11 protein-coding genes are annotated in these 20,117 nt (G+C 40.9%); 8 read left to right on the top strand and 3 right to left on the bottom strand.

Features of this window, described 5'->3' with window-relative positions; all coding sequences use genetic code 11:
* Nucleotides 1-29 precede the first annotated feature (29 nt).
* The 5 genes from dut (at nt 30) to ESY88_RS14750 (ending at nt 5,639) form a co-directional block, all read left to right on the top strand.
* Nucleotides 30-461, top strand: a complete 432-nt coding sequence (dut, locus tag ESY88_RS14775; protein ID WP_147086019.1) for a dUTP diphosphatase — start codon at nt 30-32, stop codon at nt 459-461.
* Between the two features lie 657 nt (nt 462-1,118).
* Nucleotides 1,119-2,138 (top strand): sugar phosphate nucleotidyltransferase, encoded by a 1,020-nt coding sequence (locus tag ESY88_RS14765; RefSeq protein ID WP_147086018.1) that lies wholly within the window; start codon nt 1,119-1,121, stop codon nt 2,136-2,138.
* A 141-nt stretch (nt 2,139-2,279) separates the two neighbouring features.
* Complete coding sequence (locus ESY88_RS14760; RefSeq protein WP_147086017.1) at nt 2,280-3,641, top strand: tetratricopeptide repeat protein; 1,362 nt, start codon at nt 2,280-2,282, stop codon at nt 3,639-3,641.
* A gap of 5 nt (nt 3,642-3,646) precedes the next feature.
* Nucleotides 3,647-4,429, top strand: coding sequence for a DUF4292 domain-containing protein (locus ESY88_RS14755; RefSeq protein WP_147086016.1), 783 nt, complete (start codon nt 3,647-3,649; stop codon nt 4,427-4,429).
* A complete protein-coding gene (locus tag ESY88_RS14750) occupies nt 4,419-5,639 on the top strand; it encodes a murein hydrolase activator EnvC family protein (protein ID WP_147086015.1) in 1,221 nt (406 codons plus the stop codon). Before ESY88_RS14755 ends, ESY88_RS14750 begins: the two co-directional genes overlap by 11 nt.
* A 330-nt stretch (nt 5,640-5,969) precedes the next feature.
* Here ESY88_RS14750 and ESY88_RS14745 read toward each other — a convergent pair whose 3' ends face one another.
* The 3 genes from ESY88_RS14745 to ESY88_RS14735 all read right to left on the bottom strand — a co-directional run bounded on the left by ESY88_RS14745 (nt 5,970) and on the right by ESY88_RS14735 (nt 9,910).
* Nucleotides 5,970-6,422: a hypothetical protein gene (locus tag ESY88_RS14745; RefSeq protein WP_147086014.1), complete on the bottom strand. Its 453-nt coding sequence runs from the start codon at nt 6,420-6,422 to the stop codon at nt 5,970-5,972.
* A gap of 1,882 nt (nt 6,423-8,304) precedes the next feature.
* Nucleotides 8,305-8,814, bottom strand: a complete 510-nt coding sequence (locus ESY88_RS14740) for an acyl-CoA thioesterase (RefSeq protein WP_147086013.1) — start codon at nt 8,812-8,814, stop codon at nt 8,305-8,307.
* Between the two features lie 157 nt (nt 8,815-8,971).
* The gene (locus ESY88_RS14735) at nt 8,972-9,910 is read right to left on the bottom strand and encodes an HU domain-containing protein (protein ID WP_147086012.1); all 939 of its coding nucleotides are present in this window, start codon (nt 9,908-9,910) and stop codon (nt 8,972-8,974) included.
* Nucleotides 9,911-10,013: 103 nt separating this feature from the next.
* On the opposite strand from ESY88_RS14735, the gene dprA reads away from it, so the two are divergent.
* The 3 genes from dprA to ESY88_RS14720 all read left to right on the top strand — a co-directional run bounded on the left by dprA (nt 10,014) and on the right by ESY88_RS14720 (nt 19,152).
* Nucleotides 10,014-11,117 carry a DNA-processing protein DprA gene (gene dprA, locus ESY88_RS14730; RefSeq protein WP_147086011.1) on the top strand — a complete coding sequence of 368 codons (1,104 nt, stop codon included), beginning with the start codon at nt 10,014-10,016 and terminating at the stop codon, nt 11,115-11,117.
* A 372-nt stretch (nt 11,118-11,489) separates the two neighbouring features.
* The gene (locus tag ESY88_RS14725; protein WP_147086010.1) at nt 11,490-14,768 is read left to right on the top strand and encodes a T9SS type A sorting domain-containing protein; all 3,279 of its coding nucleotides are present in this window, start codon (nt 11,490-11,492) and stop codon (nt 14,766-14,768) included.
* A gap of 1,009 nt (nt 14,769-15,777) precedes the next feature.
* Nucleotides 15,778-19,152: a T9SS type A sorting domain-containing protein gene (locus ESY88_RS14720; protein WP_147086009.1), complete on the top strand. Its 3,375-nt coding sequence runs from the start codon at nt 15,778-15,780 to the stop codon at nt 19,150-19,152.
* Nucleotides 19,153-20,117: the final 965 nt, after the last annotated feature.

The raw sequence follows: 20,117 nt of genomic DNA, 5'->3' as shown, positions 1-20,117 counted from the left end.
TTTTACTGAGACCTCTAAAAAAATTGAAAATGAAGATCAAAATCATCAACAAGTCCAACCACGAGTTGCCCAAATATGAAACGGCAGCTTCAGCAGGCATGGATTTACGCGCCAACCTATCGGAATCAAGAACATTAAAGCCTTTGGAACGGAGCATTGTAGGTACGGGTTTGTTTATAGAGCTGCCTTTGGGTTACGAGGCCCAAGTAAGACCAAGAAGCGGTTTGGCTGCCAAAAATGGCATTACGGTATTGAATGCTCCAGGCACCATTGATGCCGATTACAGGGGCGAAATTGGCGTGATCTTAGTCAATCTATCCAACGATGCGTTTACCATACAAAATGGCGAGCGTATCGCTCAAATGGTCATCGCAAAACACGAGCGTGCCCAATGGGATAACGTAGATGAATTGTCTGAAACCGATCGTGGCGAGGGTGGTTTTGGGAGTACAGGTCTTTAATTCCTGCGCAGGCAGGAATCTCATAATCGAAAAACCAAAACCTTATCAAATCCATTATCTTAGTAAAAACGGCAAAGCGTGATCCTAATGAATTAGTTAAAATTAGCTTCAGTACATACAGAAAAAATGAGCAATGGTAGGTTTACATTACGACCAATAAAAAACATGACGTTCCCTGCGCAGGCAGGAATCTCATAATCGAAAAACCAAAACCTTATCAAATCCATTAACTTAGCAAAAACGGTAAAGCGTGATCCTAAATTAATTAGTTAAAATTAGCTTCAGTACATACAGAAAAAATGAGCATTGGTAGGTTTACATTACGACCAATAAAAAAACACGGCGTATTGTATACTGGTGTAACAGACGATATAGAGGAACGCGTCAAGGAGCATAAATTAAAGATTTATCCCAAATGCTTTACTGCACATACAATTGCGACAAATTAATTTATTTTGAAGAATTTGAAAAGTGAGATCTAGCCGTAAAGCGTGAGAGAAACCGTAAAGGCTGGAAAAGAGATTGGAAATTGAAATGCATTGAAGATATGAATCCAAATTGGTTTGATTTAAGCACCAATTGGAATTTAAATCTCAATACCATAAGAAAATAAGTATAACATCAAAAGATACCACGCTCAAGGCGTGGCATAAAAGAATGAAAATAATTGTACCCATGGCGGGTCGGGGTTCTCGATTGCGTCCACATAGTTTGACCGTGCCAAAACCACTGATTCCAGTGGCTGGCGAACCCATTGTGAATAGATTGGTCAAAGACATTGCAAAAGTATTAAAGCAACCTATCGAAGAGATTGCCTTTATTTTAGGCGATCCTGCTTGGTTTGGAGACGATGTGGTTGAAAATCTTAAAGCATTAGCACGAAGCTTGGGTGCCAAGCCTTCCATTTACCGCCAAGATCAACCTTTGGGAACCGGTCATGCCATTATGTGTGCCGAGCCGTCCTTATCTGGGCCTGCGGTGGTCGCTTATGCTGATACCTTGATTCGAGCAGAATTTGACCTGGACCCAGAGGCCGACAGTGTGATCTGGACCAAGAATGTCAAAAACCCTGAGGCTTACGGTGTCGTGAAACTCAATGACAAACAAGAAATTGTTGAATTGGTTGAAAAGCCTGAAAGCTTTGTGAGTGATCAAGCAGTGATTGGGATTTATTATTTCAAGGATATTGAAGTCCTGAAAAATAAATTACAGGAGGTCTTGGATGAAAACGTCATGAACGGTGGTGAGTATCAAATCAACGATGGCATCAAACGTATGATGGCGGAAGGCAAGGTCTTCAAAACCGGTACGGTTGATGAATGGATGGACTGTGGCAACAAAGCCGTTACCCTGGACACCAATGCAAAAATGTTGGGCTTTTTGAAGGCTGATGGCGAGGAGCAGTTGATTTCTGATTCGGTTACTTTGAATAATTCAACAATCATTGAACCTTGTTTTGTAGGGGATAATGTGGTTTTGAACAATACAACCCTCGGTCCAAACGTTTCCGTAGGTAAGCACTGTGTGATTGAAAATTGTACTATTAAAAACAGCTTGATCCAAACCCATACCACAATTAAAAATGCGCATTTAGATCAGGCCATGATTGGCAACCACGTGCGTTATGATGGTAATTTCAAAGCGGTAAGTATTGGCGATTATTCAGTTTTGGAGTAAAATTCCTGTGCACTTGCCTAACAATGGTTTGGGGCAGGAATGGCATTGGTCTTAGTTGCAGATTTTTTAGGACTGCACAAGAACTGTTGCTAAAGAAGGCTATCAAACTATCTAAAATTCCCTTTTTAAAGGGAAATGATTATGAAGATTAGAGGATACATGTTGCTATTGCTCTTCGGAAGTATTTGCCTTCCGCAGAGCACTCATGCGCAAGTGGATTTCAATAAACGCCCAACGGATGATTTGGGTAACGTTGAGGATCAATTTCAGGAATATTTCTTTGAAGCCCTAAAGCAGAAAGGCATTGAAAATTATCAAAAATCTGTAGATGCATTATTAAAATGCATTGATTTGGATGATACTAAGGCCGTGCTTTATTACGAACTGGGAAAAAACTACATGCAACTCAAAAATTTTGGGGCTGCCGAAGAAGCTTTTGACGAAGCCGTTTCCATGGAACCTGAAAACGAGTGGTTTTTAGACGAGCTGTATGGTGTTTACATTCAGCAGGATGATATAAGAAGGGCACTCAAAACGGTAAAGCAACTGGTGCAATTCCATCCAGATTATAAGCAGGATCTCGCTTCGCTCTATATTCGTATGGAAAAGTATAAAGATGCTTTGAAAATTCTAGATGACATGGATAAAAACTTCGGATTCAATGAAGATCGCGATTACATGCGCAACCAAATCTATAATCTCACTGGAAACGACGAAGACCGCATTGAAAATTTGGAAGAGCGCGTTAAAACCAATCCCGAAAACGAAGCCAATTACCTTCGGCTTATTTATAGATATTCTGAACTTGGGGAAAGCAAGAAGGCCTTTGATGCCGCAAATCGCTTGCAAACATTAAATCCAGAGTCGCAAATGGTGCACTTGGCACTCTATAAATTTTATCTGGATGACAATCAAGTGCAAGATGCCATCGCCTCCATGAAGATCGTTTTAACGAGCCCAATAATAAAGCCTGAAAGCAAAGCGAAAGTACTCAATGATTTTGTGAAATTCGTGGCAGTACATCAAGAGTATGAGACCGATTTAATTGAAATTACAGCAATGATCAGCGAGGAGAAAAGTGTCAAGACCTTGTTGGAGCTTGGCCAATATCATTTGCAGGCCAAAGAAAAAGCCAAGGCGCTCCCGTATTTTTTGGAAGCCCTGAAACAAGAGCCTAAAAATTATGCCATCATCAAGGATGTGCTGTTGCTGAAAGTCGATTTGGATAAAAACGAGGAAGCCGTGCAAATGAGTGAAGAAGCGATTGATTTGTTCCCCGCCCAACCCATCTTGTATTTAGTCAATGCTGTGGCCAACAATAAGCTCAAAAACCCGAAAAAGGCGATTGAGAGCTTGGAAACAGGCATCGATTACGTGATTGAAAACCCAAACATGCTCAGAGATTTTTACCTTCAATTGAGTGAGGCCTATGAGCAAACCAACAATGTGAGCAAGTCCAAAAGCTTTGCACAAAAAGCAGAGGCGCTATCTACAGGCGAATAAAGTATATGAAAAAAAACAAAATCTTAAGTTTAGGTATATTGATGATGATGCTTGTAGCCTGTAAGTCTCCAAGTCTAGTCAGCGGTGATGGTAAGGTCAATCCTGAGATTACCGCTAAACAACTCATCAAAGAAAATGGCAGGCAGGAAGCTAAATTCAACACGCTACAAGCGAAGGTTAAAATCAATATTATAGATAATCTCAACGAATCTGGTTATACCGTAAATCTCAGAATCGAAAAGGATAAAACCATTTGGATCAATGCGTCATTGGGCTTGGCAAGAGCGATGATTACACCTAATAAGGTTCAGTTTTACGACCGTCTCAACAACCAATATTTTGATGGTGATTACGCCTTATTGAGCGATTTATTGGGTGTGGAACTCAATTTCGAAAAAGTACAGAATCTATTGTTAGGCCAACCTCTATTTAATTTGAAGAATGATACTTGGGAAATTTCAAATAACGAGAGTTCCTATATCCTTCAGCCCAAATCACAAGATCCTTTGTTAGAGCTGTTTTTGCTGTTTAACCCTTCGCATTTCAAAATGGATTCTCAGCAACTGGCACAAAAACTTAAAAAGCGTATCCTGCAAATTGATTATACCGATTATCAAAAGGTGGACAAGGAAACCCTTCCGCAGCAGATCAAAATCTATGCGGTGGAAGACACTGAGGAGTTGATCATTGAATTGGAGTATAAATCAGTTTCAGTAAATGAGGAAGTCAGGTTTCCGTTCAATATCCCTTCTGGGTTCAAAGAAATCAATTTAGACGATGTTAAATAACACGAGACTTTTGTTTATCATGGTTTGCCTACTGGCAAGTACTTGTATTGTGAACGCCCAAAGCCCAAAACAACAAGCCTTGGAGGCCAAGCGTCTCAAGTTCAAAAAGGAATTGGCACAATTGAACACTTTGCTGTTTACCGATAAGAAAAAAGAGAAGTCGATGCTTTCTTCGGTTGAGGATCTCAACTACAAAGTGAGTGTGCGACGTAACTTGATAAGAGTGACCAACGATCAAGCCAATTTGCTGACTCGTGAAATCAACGCCAATCAAAATGAGATCTCCAGCTTACGGGATCAATTGAAAGAGCTTAAAGCGACCTATGCCGCCATGGTGGTCAAATCGTATAAGAGCAAATCTGAGCAGAGTAAAGTGATGTTTCTCTTATCGTCCGATAATTTTAAGCAGGCCTACAAACGTTTGCAATACATTAAGCAGTACGCCAATTACCAAAAGGAACAGGGCGAACTCATCAAAGTAAAAACAGTAAAGCTACAAGAGCTCAACACCGACCTATTGCGCCAAAAAAAGGATAAGGATCAATTGATTGTTGAAAACAGAACGGCGAAGGCAGAATTGGAAATAGAACTCAAGCAGCAGGAAAAACTCATGGCTTCCATTAGAAAAAACATGAGTTCCTATGCCTCAAAAATCAAGAAAACCCAACAGGAAATCGATAAGATCGACCAGGAAATAGATCGCATTATTAAGGAAGCCATTGCCGAATCTAACAAAAAAGCTGGGAAATCGACTACTTCGAGCGCTTTTGCCTTGACGCCAGAAGCCAAATTGGTAGCCCAGAAATTTGAGGCCAATAAAGGCAATTTACCTTGGCCAGTAGAAAAAGGAGTGGTTAAGTTAGGCTATGGCACGCAACCCTCGCCGATTGACCCAACGGTAAAAATCAAAAATAACGGCGTAAGGATCGCTACCGAAAAAAATGCTAAAGTGCGTGCGGTCTTCAAAGGGGAGGTGTCTAAAATCATCCTCATTAAAAACTCAAATCCCATTGTGATGCTGAGACATGGTAACTATTTGACCATTTATAAAAACCTGTCAAAAATTTATGTCAAGCAAGGGGATATCGTAGAGACCAATCAAGAAATTGGCGAGGTCTTTACAGACAGCAATGGCGAGAGCATGTTAGGTTTCGGGATTTATAAAGATTCCAATTCTCAAAATCCGGCGTATTGGATTTATAAGATGTGATTGTGCTACATTAAATTAAGTGGATGAGTGAGAAGTGATTTGTATTTGTTTCTGCGGAAGTGATAAAACACTAAAATTGAGCTTATTCGATAAATTTGAGCGAAGTACCGATTTCTACACGTTTATTCTGAAAAGTTCTAGAAAGCCGATGTTGGTGTTTTCCACCAACAGCCCGAATTTGATGATACCCGATGGACTTAAACTATTATTACAAAAGCTGGATAAAACGCGTTTCAGTTTGAGCTTCAGCCTTACTCGAACGTGATTGTTGGTGGAAAACACCAACAATGGCAGTTTAGTTGATCGATAAAAATCCAATAGAATTAGGGATTACCGACTCGCTTTTTTGCGTCTGCGTGATTCTGAAAAGATCCAGAATGCCGATGCTGTGTTTTCCACCAACAGCTTCGAATTTGATGATATCCGGCTTACCTTTTGCGTCTGCATTATTCTGAAAAGTTCCAGAATGCCGATGTTGGTGTTTTCCACCAACAGCCCAAATTTGATGATATCCGCTGGGCATAGGTTCACTTTCCAAAGCCGATTGAAAACACGTTTCAGCTTGAGCTTCAGTCTTACTCGAGCGTGATTGTTGGTGAAAAACACCAACAATGGCAGTTTAGTTGATCGAGTAAAATCCAATAGGGTTAAGGGATTGCCGACTCGCGTTTTTGCATCTGCGTGATTCTGAAAAGTTCCAGAAAGCCGATGTTGGTGTTTTCCACCAACAGCTTCGAATGTGATGATACCCGATAAACTTAAGTTATTATTAAAAAAGCCCATTGAAAACGCGTTTCAGCTTGAGCTTCAGCCTAACTCGAACGTGATTGTTGGTGGAAAACACCAACAATGGCAGTTCAATTCATCCATTAAAATCCAATAGAGTTAGGGGATTGCCGACTCACTTTTTTGCATCTGCGTTATTCTGAAAAGTTCCAGAATGCCGATGTTGGTGTTTTCCACCAACAGCCCAAATTTGATGATATCCGCTGGGCATAGGTTCACTTTCCAAAGCCGATTGAAAACACGTTTCAGCTTGAGCTTCAGTCTTACTCGAGCGTGATTGTTGGTGGAAAACACCAACAATGGCAGCTCATTCATCGATAAAATCCAATAGAATTAGGGATTACCGACTCGCTTTTTTGCGTCTGCATTATTCTGAAAAGTTCCAGAATGCCGATGTTGGTGTTTTCCACCAACAGCTTCGAATTTGATGATATCTGATGGACTTAAGCTATTAACGTAAAAGCTGGTTGAAAACATGCTTCAGTTTGAGCTCAGCCTTACTCGGGCGTGATTGTTGGTGGAAAACACCAACAATGGCAGTTCAATTCATCCATTAAAATCCAATAGAATTAGGGGATTGCCGACTCGCGTTTTTGCATCTGCGTGATTCTGAAAAGTTCTAGAAAGCCGATGTTGGTGTTTTCCACCAACAGCTTCGAATTTGATGATATCTGATGGACTTAAGCTATTAACGCAAAAGCTGGATAAAAACGAGCTTCAGTTTGAGCTTCAGCCTAACTCGAACGTGATTGTTGGTGAAAAACACCAACAATGGCAGTTTAGTTGATCGAGTAAAATCCAATAGAATTAGGGGATTGCCGACTCACTTTTTTGCATCTGCGTTATTCTGAAAAGTTCCAGAATGCCGATGTTGGTGTTTTCCACCAACAGCCCGAATTTGATGATATCCGCTGGGCATAGGTTCACTTTCCAAAGCCGATTGAAAACACGTTTTAGCTTGAGCTTCAGCCTAACTCGCAAGTCATTGTTGGTAAAAAACACCAACAATGACAGTGCATTCAACGATAAGAATTCAATAGAATTAGGGATTACCGACTCGCTTTTTTGCGTCTACATTATTCTGCAAACTGCCAGAAGGCCGATGTTAGTGTTTTCCACCAACAGCTTCGAATGTGATGATACCCGATTAACTTAAGTTATTATTAAAAAAGCCCATTGAAAACACGTTTTAGCTTGAGCTTCAGCCTAACTCGCAAGTCATTGTTGGTAAAAAACACCAACAATGACAGTGCATTCAACGATAAGAATTCAATAGAATTAGGGATTACCGACTCGCTTTTTTGCGTCTGCGTTATTCTGCAAACTGCCAGAAGGCCGATGTTAGTGTTTTCCACCAACAGCCCGAATGTGATGATATCCGATGGGCATAGGTTCACTTTCCAAAGCCGATTGAAAACACGTTTCAGTTTGAGCTTCAGCCTAACTCGCAAGTCATTGTTGGTAAAAAACACCAACAATGACAATTTAGTTCATCCATTAAAATCCAATAGAATTAGGAGATTGCCGTCTCGCTTTTTTGCATCTGCGTTATTCTGAAAAGATCCAGAATGCCGATGTTGGTGTTTTCCACCAACAGCCCGAATTTGATGATATCCGATGGAGATAGGTTTCTCTTCTTAAAGCCGATTGAAAACGCGTTTCAGCTTGAGCTTCAGCCTAACTCGAACGTGATTGTTGGTGGAAAACACCAACAATGGCATAATTACAAAAGCTGGATAAAACGCGTTTCAGCTTGAGCTTCAGTCTTACTCGAACGTGATTGTTGGTGGAAAACACCAACACTGGAAATAGTCTTTGTTCTTAATTCTAAAAGCTCAGCAGTCTTAATACTAACGGTCTTAATTCTAAAACCCAGAATTTACTCAAACAAGGCCTTCAATTCCGTAGCTTCAGAAGGTTTCATTTTACCCGCCAACACCAAGCTCAACTGCTTGCGTCGCAATGCGGCTTCGTAGCGTTGTTTCTCTAGCTCCGTCTCAGGAAGCAAATCTGGCACTTTCACAGGTCTTCCGGTATCATCAACCGCCACAAAGGTGTAGATGGCCTCGTTGGCCTTGATGCACTCTCCAGACTCGCGGTCTTCTATCCAAACATCCATATACACTTCCATAGAACTCGTGAAGGCCCGAGAGACTTTCGCCTCAATGGTCACCACACTGCCTAAGGGCACTGAGCGGTTAAACGCCACGTGATTTACAGAGGCGGTCACCACAATACGTCGGCTATGGCGTCTCGCAGCAATACTGGCAGCTCGATCCATACGCGCCAATAACTCACCACCAAAAAGGTTGTTGATCGGGTTGGTTTCACTAGGCAAGACCATATCGGTCATGATGGTTTTGGATTGAAATGCAGTTCTTGGTTCCATCAAATGGGTTTTTGTGTTCCGTAAAAAACGGAATGCTGATTTAAGGCTGCAAAGATAAGCGTAATTTCAGATTAGACCATCCTTTCCCATTTGAAATCGTAAGTAGGTCTACTGAAGAAAATTTTAGAAAATTTGGAATTACTTCCGAAGAAAAAACTCAATCCAAAGCTTTTACCAACAACCATGCGGCAGCATTGTGCTCGCGTTTGATGGCTCTCAAGGCTTGTAGTGCTTCAATCCGGTCTGTATAACTGGCATAGACCACTTCGTGGAGGCCGTAACGGTTACTGCCAATCTTTCGGGCTTTATAGCCTTTTTCCCTGAGTTGCTCCACTTTTTTATCGGAGTTGGCCTCAACTCTAAAGGCGCCAGCTACAATATGGTAATTGCCAGAAGGTTTTTCAACTTGGAGCGTGGCTGCAGGCAAGGGGTTTTCAATGACAAAGGTTGCTTGCTGTACGCGCGCATCCATTTGATCATTGGCTTCTTCTTGGGCCACTTGGTTTTGGGTCTCAATGCTGTTGAGGTACCAATTTGAACCTGCAAAACCAGTGATGCTTAGTGCAATCAAGGCAATGGCAGCGTATTTTAGGTAAGGTCGTGATTGGCGTCTTTCGGGCGTGATCGCTATGGGCGTTCGCTCCTCAAGGGCTTCCACCGTTGCTTTGTGTGTGGTTCTTGAAACGGCGGCACTGGTAAATTGCGACAAGCCAAAAGCATCGGTCAAATAGTTGATATGCTCTGAAGGCTCAAAAGAGATATGGCCTTCAGCATTGAGCGTCAAATCCCCAATGTTATTCAAGGCAATGGTTTCGCCCTGAGTGAGATATGATTTTATGGTCTTAATTTTCTTTGCAATTTTCTCGACAGCAACCTGATATGGGATTTTCTCAACTTCAGCAATGTAATTGGCTAAGAGTCCGTCGTTTTGTTGGAGTTGCTCATTAAAAGAGACCTTCTTTTTTGGCGGATGAAAGGAATGGGTGGTTTCATGCACTTGCGCAGAGATGCGCTGTGCCAAAAAAGCCCCAAATTGTGGTACGATCACACAATCGTATCTGTATAGTAAATCGCTGATGTAAGTTTCTAATTGCATAAAAACAAAGTTAAAATTTTTTTAATGCGAATATTTATTTGATGAGACTATTTATTAACAGCGGAAAATTCGTTTCTTGTAGTCTCAAAACCAATGCAGTGGAATGACCGAACGGGAGTTGCTTTATACTTTAGCCTTGCAGCACGTTCCCAAGATTGGGGATGTGACTGCCAAAAAACTCATTTCCCATTGTGGTTCTGCGGAAGGCGTGCTGACCGAACGGAAAAACAATCTACTAAAGATCGATGGTATTGGATCCACAATTCTTCAAAATCTTTTTGATAGGAAGCACCTCAAAGACGCGGAACAGGAGCTGCAGTTCATCAAGGAAAACGATATCAAATGTCTTTATTTTACTGCGCCCGACTATCCCGAACGTTTAAAACAGTGCATTGATAGTCCCATCCTTATTTTTCAAGCCGGGAAAGTCAACCTCAATAATAAGCGCATCATCAGTATTGTGGGCACTCGTAAAATAACCACCTCTGGCGTGGCCTTTTGCGAAAAGCTCATTGAGCAACTGGCGATTTTTGACCCCATCATTGTTTCGGGATTTGCTTATGGCACCGATATTACCGCCCATAAAGCAGCCATCAAACACAAGTTGCAAACTATTGGGTGTTTGGCGCATGGGCTGGACCAAATCTACCCAAAAACGCACAAAAAATACATGGTAGAAGTTGAAAAGCACGGTGGCTTTCTAACCGATTTTTGGAGCAGCGATGCCTTTGATCGCAATAATTTTTTAAAACGAAACCGCATTATTGCGGGCATGAGTGAGGCCACGATTGTGATAGAATCTGCCGAAAAGGGCGGAAGCCTCGTCACCGCCGATATTGCAAATTCCTACGATAGGGATGTATTTGCCGTGCCAGGTCGCGTGACCGATAGCCAAAGCACGGGTTGCATCAACCTCATCAAAACCCAGCAAGCCCATTTGCTTTCCGACCCCATGGATGTGCCTTACATTTTGAACTGGCAATTGGAGAACGCCCAAAAACCTGCCATTCAAAAACAGTTGTTCGTAGAATTGAACCCTGATGAAACCCGCATCTACAACTTCCTCAAAGACAACGAAAAACAATTGCTAGACGTCATCGCCATAGCCTGTGAACTTCCCACCTTTAAGGTCGCTGGTTTATTGCTCACTATGGAGTTGAAAGGCATTGCCAGACCACTTCCCGGAAAACTGTTTGAGTTGGTGTAAATTTTGAATTGGATTGTCAATTCAATAAAACCGAAGCAATGGCTCAAATCCAAAATGAATCATGGTAAAACTTGATCCTGTCCTACAACATTCAAGCCTATAATCTCAGCTTAAGCTGAGCGGTATCACAACTTAATTTCGATAAACAGCAGCAAATCGCATTATAGCTTGGGTAATTTGTAATAAAATACTGATAAGCAGCGGTTTAAAAAAGTGATTTAGCGTTGATACCCCACCTATGGACTAATATTTTTCTTAAGATGCTATTTTTTCTGCATCTTAGATAGGCTCCACAAAATTTACTATCAATTTACTTCAAGCCACGTACAGCTTACTGCGCGTGGCCATGGGATTAATTTAAAATCTTTAATTATGAAGTTAAAAATTACACAGCCCATGCTATGTTTGGGTCTTTTTTTAGTCTCAACTAGTCTTTTTGCACAAATTGTTGTTAGTAGCGTATTTCCTAGAAGAGTTACAACCAAAACGGAGGTAACCATAACTGGTGGCACGAGTTTTACTAATGCTACAAATGTCATACTTTCTGAGATTGATTTTGGCTCTAAAACAGCAAGCAATGGAGGCACCCAACTTACTTTTGAAATAACTCGCACTAATACAAGTGCAACTGGCGATGTAGCACCTACACCACTGATGATTGGATCTCAATTGGTTTATACGGGCTTTTTTAGTCCTGATAATCAAGTGTTTATCGAATACATTGGGCCTACGGATAGAACATTACAAGCCAGTGGAGGGACTAATCCAGTAACGCGAATTACAGAGGTATTTACCAATTGGGATTATAATGGAAATGGATATTACAAATCATCTTGGTATTCATCAGGTACTACTAGCACTTGGCCAAATGACCGACATGATTTATTGGCCTATACTTACAACGGTACAACCTATTCTACTGGAGTTGATGATCAGTTATTGACTGATAAAGGCATACCATTTACGCCACAGACTTTCAAGGCTTATTCCACTAATGGGATAAAAGGGAATCCTCATGGTGCTAATTTTCTGGCAATGGCAGATAAGATTGATGGTGTTCTGGGTTCACGAATTTTAAATGATCTTGTCAAAGCAACGGTTTATGATGTCATTATAGATGGCTCCAATGATAATGGTTTGGATTTGGGTACAGGGATTACTAACTTCAATAGAAATGCTAATATTCGTTTTTTTAGTGGTAATGCGATAGTAGGCGCATTAGGGGATGCGATTCCTGACTTGTTATTAACTCAAATCGCTCAAGCAGGAGGCTCTGACATATATTATTACGCCGATATAGAAGGTAATGTTGTGGGAAGACCCATTAATTTGTCAATCCCCGAAGAATCCAACACGATTCTTTATAAATGGTTTTTAGATTTATATCGTATGGATCTATCATTGCCTTACGATCAATCCTTGCCAAACCAACTTTCTTTTGGAAATAATGAAAATCGACCTTTTAGAATGATAGCTTTAGAATTAGATGAATTTGAAATTGTGGCCACTCCAATTACTAGTCCTAACTATATTGGCAAAATCAACAACATCAACATGCAGGCAGGAGGTACGGCAGATCTTGCCTTTATGGCTTATAATCGTGCTGCCTTCGATATAAAATCCCCGAAAGTCGATCAATTCCCTGTCTCTAGAAATGTGTGTAAAGTTCCCAATACAGACGGGATTACCTTCAATGCTGCAGCCTCTATTGATGGAGGCGGGACCGGCGCAAGTGGTGAAACTCTTCAATATCAATGGTACAAAAACTTTGCTGCTATCACAGGTGCAACTTCAGATTCATATAACTTAGCTGCCATCAATGGAGGCTCTTTGGGCACTTATAAAGTGAGAATATTTAATGATTTTGGTGCTGTGGATTTGCCTGTGACTTTGGCAGAAGGAGGTACTCCTACTTTTTGGGATGGCGCTAACTGGGTACTTCCTGCAGCGCTAACCGCAGCTGGCGTGAACGTTTCAGATGCTGATAGAAACTTGATTTTTAGTGAAGATTATAGTGAAAACTCAAATTTAGAAGGCTGTGATTGCCGGGTTGTTGCCGGTAGAACAGTAACGATTCCAATGGGTCAAACACTTAAATTATATAATACTATTACAGTTGAACCTGAAATCCTTGCTGTGCCCTTAGTAAATCCCTATATTCCAGCAGGGCAATTTACACTTGCAAATAACGCCAGTTTGATTCAAACAAAAGACCTAAGCTTAATCGGAAATGAAAACAGCGGTTCTATTAGAGTGCAAAGATTAGCCGATAATCTCCACGTAAATGATTATGTGTATTGGTCGTCTCCCGTTGCAGGTTTCAATATCAATGGCATACCTGGGTCTTCAGCCTATGAGTGGGATCCTACCGTAGGGAATCCAGAAGGCTCATCAGGAAATTGGGTATCTGCTTCTGGTCTTATAATGGCTGCAGGTAAAGGCTACATAAAAAAGGTAACTCCTGCTGCAGGAACTGCTACTGCTTTTACAAATACCTTCAGTGGCATACCTAATAATGGTCCAGTAACTGCTGTGGTGAGAATGTCCAACGGAACTCTGCCAGCTGCGGATGATCAACATTGGAATTTGATTGGTAATCCATATCCGTCGGCCATCAATGCTGTAAAATTCTTAAACCTAACTGAAAACAACAGTATAGAAGGCGCGATATATCTCTGGACGCACCATGCCGCTATCAGCAGCATTCCAAACCCTGCAGATAGTCCGTTTTATCAAGACTTCGTCTATAATTATGGGGATCAATATTTGACTTTTAATGAATTGGGCGAAACACCTTCAGCGCCAACGGGAGAGACATTCAATGGAAACATTGCAGCCGGTCAGGGCTTTTTTGTCAGAGCCGTTTCCGATGGGAATGTGACCTTCAAAAATGAGCTGCGTCATGACACCAACGAAGATAGTTATGACAATACCAATTTTTTCAGAACAGATTCAGAACACAATACAGCTGATAACACTGAAAAGCAACTCATTTGGCTAAGTTTGGTTGCAGACAATGCAGTGGCGGTAAGCACGCTTTTAGGTTATGCAGAAAACGCAACCTACGCAAGAGATCGCATGTTTGACGCCCAAACCAATAGTGACGATTTTTCAATCTATTCCATGATCGCCAATGATAAAATGAGCATTCAAGGCCGTCCCTTACCCTTTGAAACCAGTGATACTGTACCTCTAGGAATTGAGATCCCACAAAATGGTATCTACAAAATAGGTATCGATAACCTTCAAGGCAGCGTGTTTGTAGATCAAGCCCAGGCGATATATCTGGAAGACACCTACCTCAACCTTGTTCATGACCTGAGAGCAACACCTTATGGATTTACGGCGGTTACAGGTGCAGTCAACGATAGGTTTGTACTTCGTTACACACAAGATGAGACCCTAGCGGTCAATGAAAGTATCGCTTCGGAAACTTTTGCATTCATCAAGAACAATGAGTTGCAAGTAAGATCATCCCAAAATATTGAATCCATCCAGATTTACGATCTCAACGGAAAACAGATTGCAACTTATGAGCTCAAAGGAAACAACAGCGCATTCAATGCAAATTTCCAATTTGCAAGAGGCGTTTATTTGGCCGTGATCACTTTGGATACTGATTTGCTGGTCAAAAAGAAGTTGATAAATTAGCAGCTATAGAACTCAAGTCCATTTGTTGATTTGTACTCCCAAATGGTTTTTTGGATTGCAATTGAATCTTAAAAAATTTAAAACACATTAGACCTCACAGGTTTTCAAAACCTGTGAGGTCTTTTTAATTGCATTGCCGACGTTCGTTGCCGTTGTTGGTGTTTTCCACCAACAACTTAGTGCAATGTCTATGCGTTCCCACTATTCAGGGATTTTGCCGTTGTCGGTGTTCTCCACCAACAACCTAGCGCGATGTTGAAGCGTTCCCACTATTCAGGAATTTTGCCGTTGTTGGTGTTTTCCACCAACAACCTATCGCAATGTCTATGCGTTCACGCTATTCAGGGATTTTGCCCTTGTTGGTGTTTTCCACCAACAACCTAGTGTAATGTTGAAGCGGTCCCACTATTCAGGAATTTTGCCGTTGTTGGTGTTTTCCACCAACAACCTAGCGCAATGTTGAAGCGCTTACGATATTCGGGATTTATGCCCTTGTTGGTGTTTTCCACCAACAACTTAGCACGATGTTTAAGCGTTCACGGCATTGTGGGTATTGCACCAACCATCCAGTTAAAATCTTCTTGACCGAAATCTAAAGACCAAATAGCCCTATCCTTTCAAATACGACAATTGGACCAACTGTTAGGAAGCGGCATCAACAGTTTTCGTAACATATAAGGCTGTTGAAAAAGCACCAACAGTGGCATTTCAGTTTTTTCGGGCATGTCCGGACGCAGTCCCATTTTAAATCGACACGATGTTGTTTTTTGCACAAAGGATTGAGGTTTCAAAACCGTACATGCTCACATTTACAGGAACAAGCCTTTGTCTCACAAGCATTTAAAAAAGCATTTTAGCGATGATAAACCACCAATGGACTAATATTTTTTTCATGTAGGAATTTAGTGATTATTTTGCAGCGCACTCGTCCAAATTTACTATTGCATGCTGAATAGCTTAACGCAATCTAAAGCGCGAAGCAAGGCGATTAACCGAATAACTTGTACTTATGAATGTGAAAATTACTCCAAGGTTTCTAAAATTAAATCCGCTTTATTTTTCTTTTTTTGCAGTGTTTCTGTTGGCTAGCGCTTCGCTTGCTGCGCAAACGGTTACTGATATTTTCCCGACCCGTGTTACGACAAAAAGTGTAATTACCATTACTGGTAGTGGGTTTACAACAACTACCAAAGATAATATTAGATTAACAGGAATAGATATTACCAAGCAAACTCTAGTGACTCCTGAAGTAATGACTTTTGAAATAAGTGAAGATAATGGGGCTGACATTACAGAGTCGCTTACTTTTAATGGTGGGGCTGTTACATTTGCCACAGGAGCTGATAATAATATCAATTACATAGCACCTAAACCCGAGTCCTTAACAAACTCAAAATCTTACTTTGTTGAAGAGATATATACAAATTGGGATTTTGACGGAGACGGAACTCATTTTTGGAGATCTGACGATTACAACTCCAGTATAAAAAACACATGGCCAAATGACAAACACGAACTATTAGGATTCAAAATGCATGATGGCCCCATTTTTTCAACAGGTGTAGATGATGAAGAGTTAACCGCTAATTTAGAAGATGCAGATAAAAATGGTCCTGATGGATATGTTCTATCGCGATTTAAAGCCTATTCTACCAATGGCGTTGAGGGGAAAACAAATGGAGGCCATTACATATTGACGGGAGATTTAATTGATGGGAAAGTAGGGTCTGATGAGGATGATACGGATAATGATCTCGCAACTTTGACTGAAATAGCAGGACTTACTATTTTTGATGTCATCATTGACGGTATAAATGGTTTAGAGTTGGGCACAGGCATTTCGAATTTTAACAGAGACAACAGTGTAAAATTTTATAGTGGTAATGGTAAGCAAGGAACTTTTAATGATATCGAACCAGATTTATTAATTACTCAGATCGCTCAAGCGGGCGGTACGGATATTTATTTCTATGCGGATGAATTTGGCAATGTCGTTGGAACGCCTATAAAATTATCGATTGCAGAGTCCAATAGTACCAAAATAGCTGAATGGCGATTGGATCTTTTTAGATTTCCTGGATCTCAACCAATCGTGTCAACAAAGCCGAATAAAAGGGGTTTCACGAGTAACGATAATGAAGATAGACCCATAAGAATGATTGCGTTCAAACTAGAAGATTTTGATATAAACGATGATCCCTCTAGTACTGGGTATATTGAAGATATTATTAATATAAATTTATTGGCGGGAGGAACTGCAGATATGGCTTTTCTAGCATACAATGCAGGTACCTTTGATATTAAATCACCAGTGGCAAACCCATTGCTTTCAAGATTTGTATGTAAAATTGATGGTTCATCTGATGTCTTATTTGAGGTAAACGCGGGTGTAGATAATGGGAGTGGAGGAATTGCTACGCCAGCTACCGGAGCTGATCCAAATGAAATTCTATCATATGAATGGCTGAAGTATAATTTACCTGAACCTGCTAACACAAATGCTTCTTTTCTGGTTGAAGATGTTATAGACGAGGACTTAGCTACTTACAAGGTTAAGATTTCTAATGATGGTGGGACTATAATCTTACCTGTAACTCTATCTCAAGGAGGTACACCGTATACTTGGAATGGTAGTGGTTGGAGCTCATCATATGGCACTGTTGCTGTCGAGGAACGAGGATTAGTTTTCGCTTCCGATTACAATGATGATCTATTAGCTTTAGATGCGAATATTGATTTGGAAGCTTGTGATTGTCAGGTGGCCTCAGGAGTAAGCGTGACTATTCCACCAGAAAAAACGTTGAAACTTTATGGTTCGCTTACCGTTGGTGCTGCAATTGCAGAAGATGTAGCTGCAGGAATATCAGCTCTCCCGGCCGGAACATTCACTCTAGAAGACAGCGCAAGTTTAATCCAAACTAAAACAGTTACATCCAATCAAAACACTGATGCTATTATAGTGAAAAGAATAGCTGATGATCTTGCTGCAAATGATTACGTCTATTGGTCTTCTCCAGTAGTTGGCGGTACACTTGGATCCATCCCTGGCAACGCGACCTATTTGTGGAATCCGACCCTTGTGAATACTAATTCTACCGTGGGTAATTGGGTGTCCGCTTCGGGTATTATGACGCAAGGAAAGGGCTATATAAAGCGCGTTGGCTCTAGCTCAGTTCCTAATGATAGGGCAATTTTTACTGGTATACCAACCAATGGGCCTATATCAATACCTATTAAACTTACTTCTGAAACTGGGTCTTCAGCTATGACCGAAGGCGATAAACATTGGAATTTAATAGGCAATCCTTATCCATCAGCCATAAGTGCAGAGAAATTTTTACTTGCTAATGTTGGCATTGTTCAAGAAAATACTAATCCGAATAATGCTGCAATTGAAGGAGGTGTATACTTATGGTCACACAAATCCTCTGCTGCTTCTGCAAACAATAATCCATTTTACGAAAATTTCGGTTATAATTATAATGCTGCCGATTATGAGGTAACCAATGGTCTAACATCAACTGATGATAATTTCAACGGAAATATCGCCTCAGGTCAAGGGTTTTTCGTGAAAGCGCTCGATGATGATGATGTGATATTCAACAATGCGATGCGTCATAAAGGTGCAGAGGGATCTGAGGAAGCTTACGAAAACACAGATTTTTATAGAACAACCAACGAGGAGGTAGCTTCGGTTTCTGCCGATACTGAAAAACAATTGCTTTGGTTGGCACTAACCAATGAGGCCAATGTGGCTACTGTCGCCGTAATTGGATATGCTGAAGGGGCCACTTATGGAAAAGACATATTATACGATGCGCCGCACATGGGCAATAACGACTTTTGTTTATATACCAAACTCGCCGATCAGAGAATTGTTATACAAGGCCGTCCGTTACCATTTGATACAGAAGATACGGTTGCCCTAGGTATTGCAGTCCCACAAAACGGCATTTATAAAATCGCCATTGATAATCTAAAAGGCAACGTGTTTGTGGATCAAGCCCAAGCCATTTATTTGGAAGATACCTACCTCAACCTGGTTCATGATCTTAGAGCGGCGCCTTATGGCTTTACCGCAGTTACAGGGGCAGTCAACGATAGGTTTGTGCTGCGTTATACGCCAAGCGAGACGCTTGCAGTCAATGAAAATATCGCTTCGGAAACTTTTGCGTTTATCAAGAACAGTGAGTTGCAAGTAAGATCATCACAAGCTATCTCAGGCATCCAAATTTATGATCTGAATGGAAAACAGATTGCAACTTATGAGCCCAACACAAACAACAGGGCATTCAATGCCAATTTCCAATTTGCAAGAGGCGTTTATTTGGCCGTGATTACTTTGGATAATGACTTGGTGGTCAAGACCAAATTGATGAACTAAACAGCGAGAATATCAAAAAATATTGGGAAATTGCTTTTCCCACTTGCTCATTGGAACTCAATAGCCGTTGCAGTTTAAAGCCCAAAATAAATCAGACCTCACAGGTTTCCAAAACCTGTGAGGTCTTTTTGTTATCTACGATCAAGCCAATTAAGAAATGGGAAATTGAATGATTAAATAGTTCAAGTGAATCAAATATTGGGCAGTAAAAGCGTCAGGTTTTCGTAAAACGAGAAGATGTTGGTGGAAAACACCAACATCGGCGTCGCGAATCAAATAGTCTGAAGTAAATTATCGAGTTTCCATAAAACAAGAAGCTGTTGGGGAAAACAACAGCAGCGGCGGTTAGACATAACAATATTGGTATTGCCATTTTTATTGAAGTGTCATGTCTACCAACAGATGGCAATGCTATTTTTTCAGCTCTTTAGGCTTACCACCAACAATCTACGACCTGTTACATCAGCGTCATCAGCGTTCAATTTTTTTTGGAACACAGATGACACAGATTTTGCTGATACCCGCAGATTGAAACGGGTTTCCGTTATCATAAAACTGCGCAGATCTGTTACATCAGCGTCATCAGCGTTCAATTTTTTTTTGGAACACAGATGACACAGATTTTGCTGATTCCCGCAGATTGAAACGGAGTGCCGCTCTCATAAAACCGCGCAAATCTGTTACATCAGCGTTATCAGCGTTCAATATTTTGGAACACAGATGACACAGATTTTGCGGATACCCGCAGATTAAAAACGGGTTGCCGTTACCATAAAACCGCGCAAATCAGTTACATCAGACCTCACAGGTTTCCAAAACCTGTGAGGTCTTTTTGCTATCTACGATCAAGCCAGTTGGGATATGGGAAATTGAATTATCAAATAGTTTAAGTGAATCAAATATTGGGAAGTAAAAGCGTCAGGTTTTCGTAAAACGAGAAGATGTTGGTGGAAAACACCAACATC

This window comes from Subsaximicrobium wynnwilliamsii (assembly GCF_007997225.1).
Classification (GTDB): domain Bacteria; phylum Bacteroidota; class Bacteroidia; order Flavobacteriales; family Flavobacteriaceae; genus Psychroserpens; species Psychroserpens wynnwilliamsii.
The sequence above is the reverse complement of the archived record's forward strand: the minus strand, read 5'-3'. Positions and strand labels throughout refer to the sequence as shown.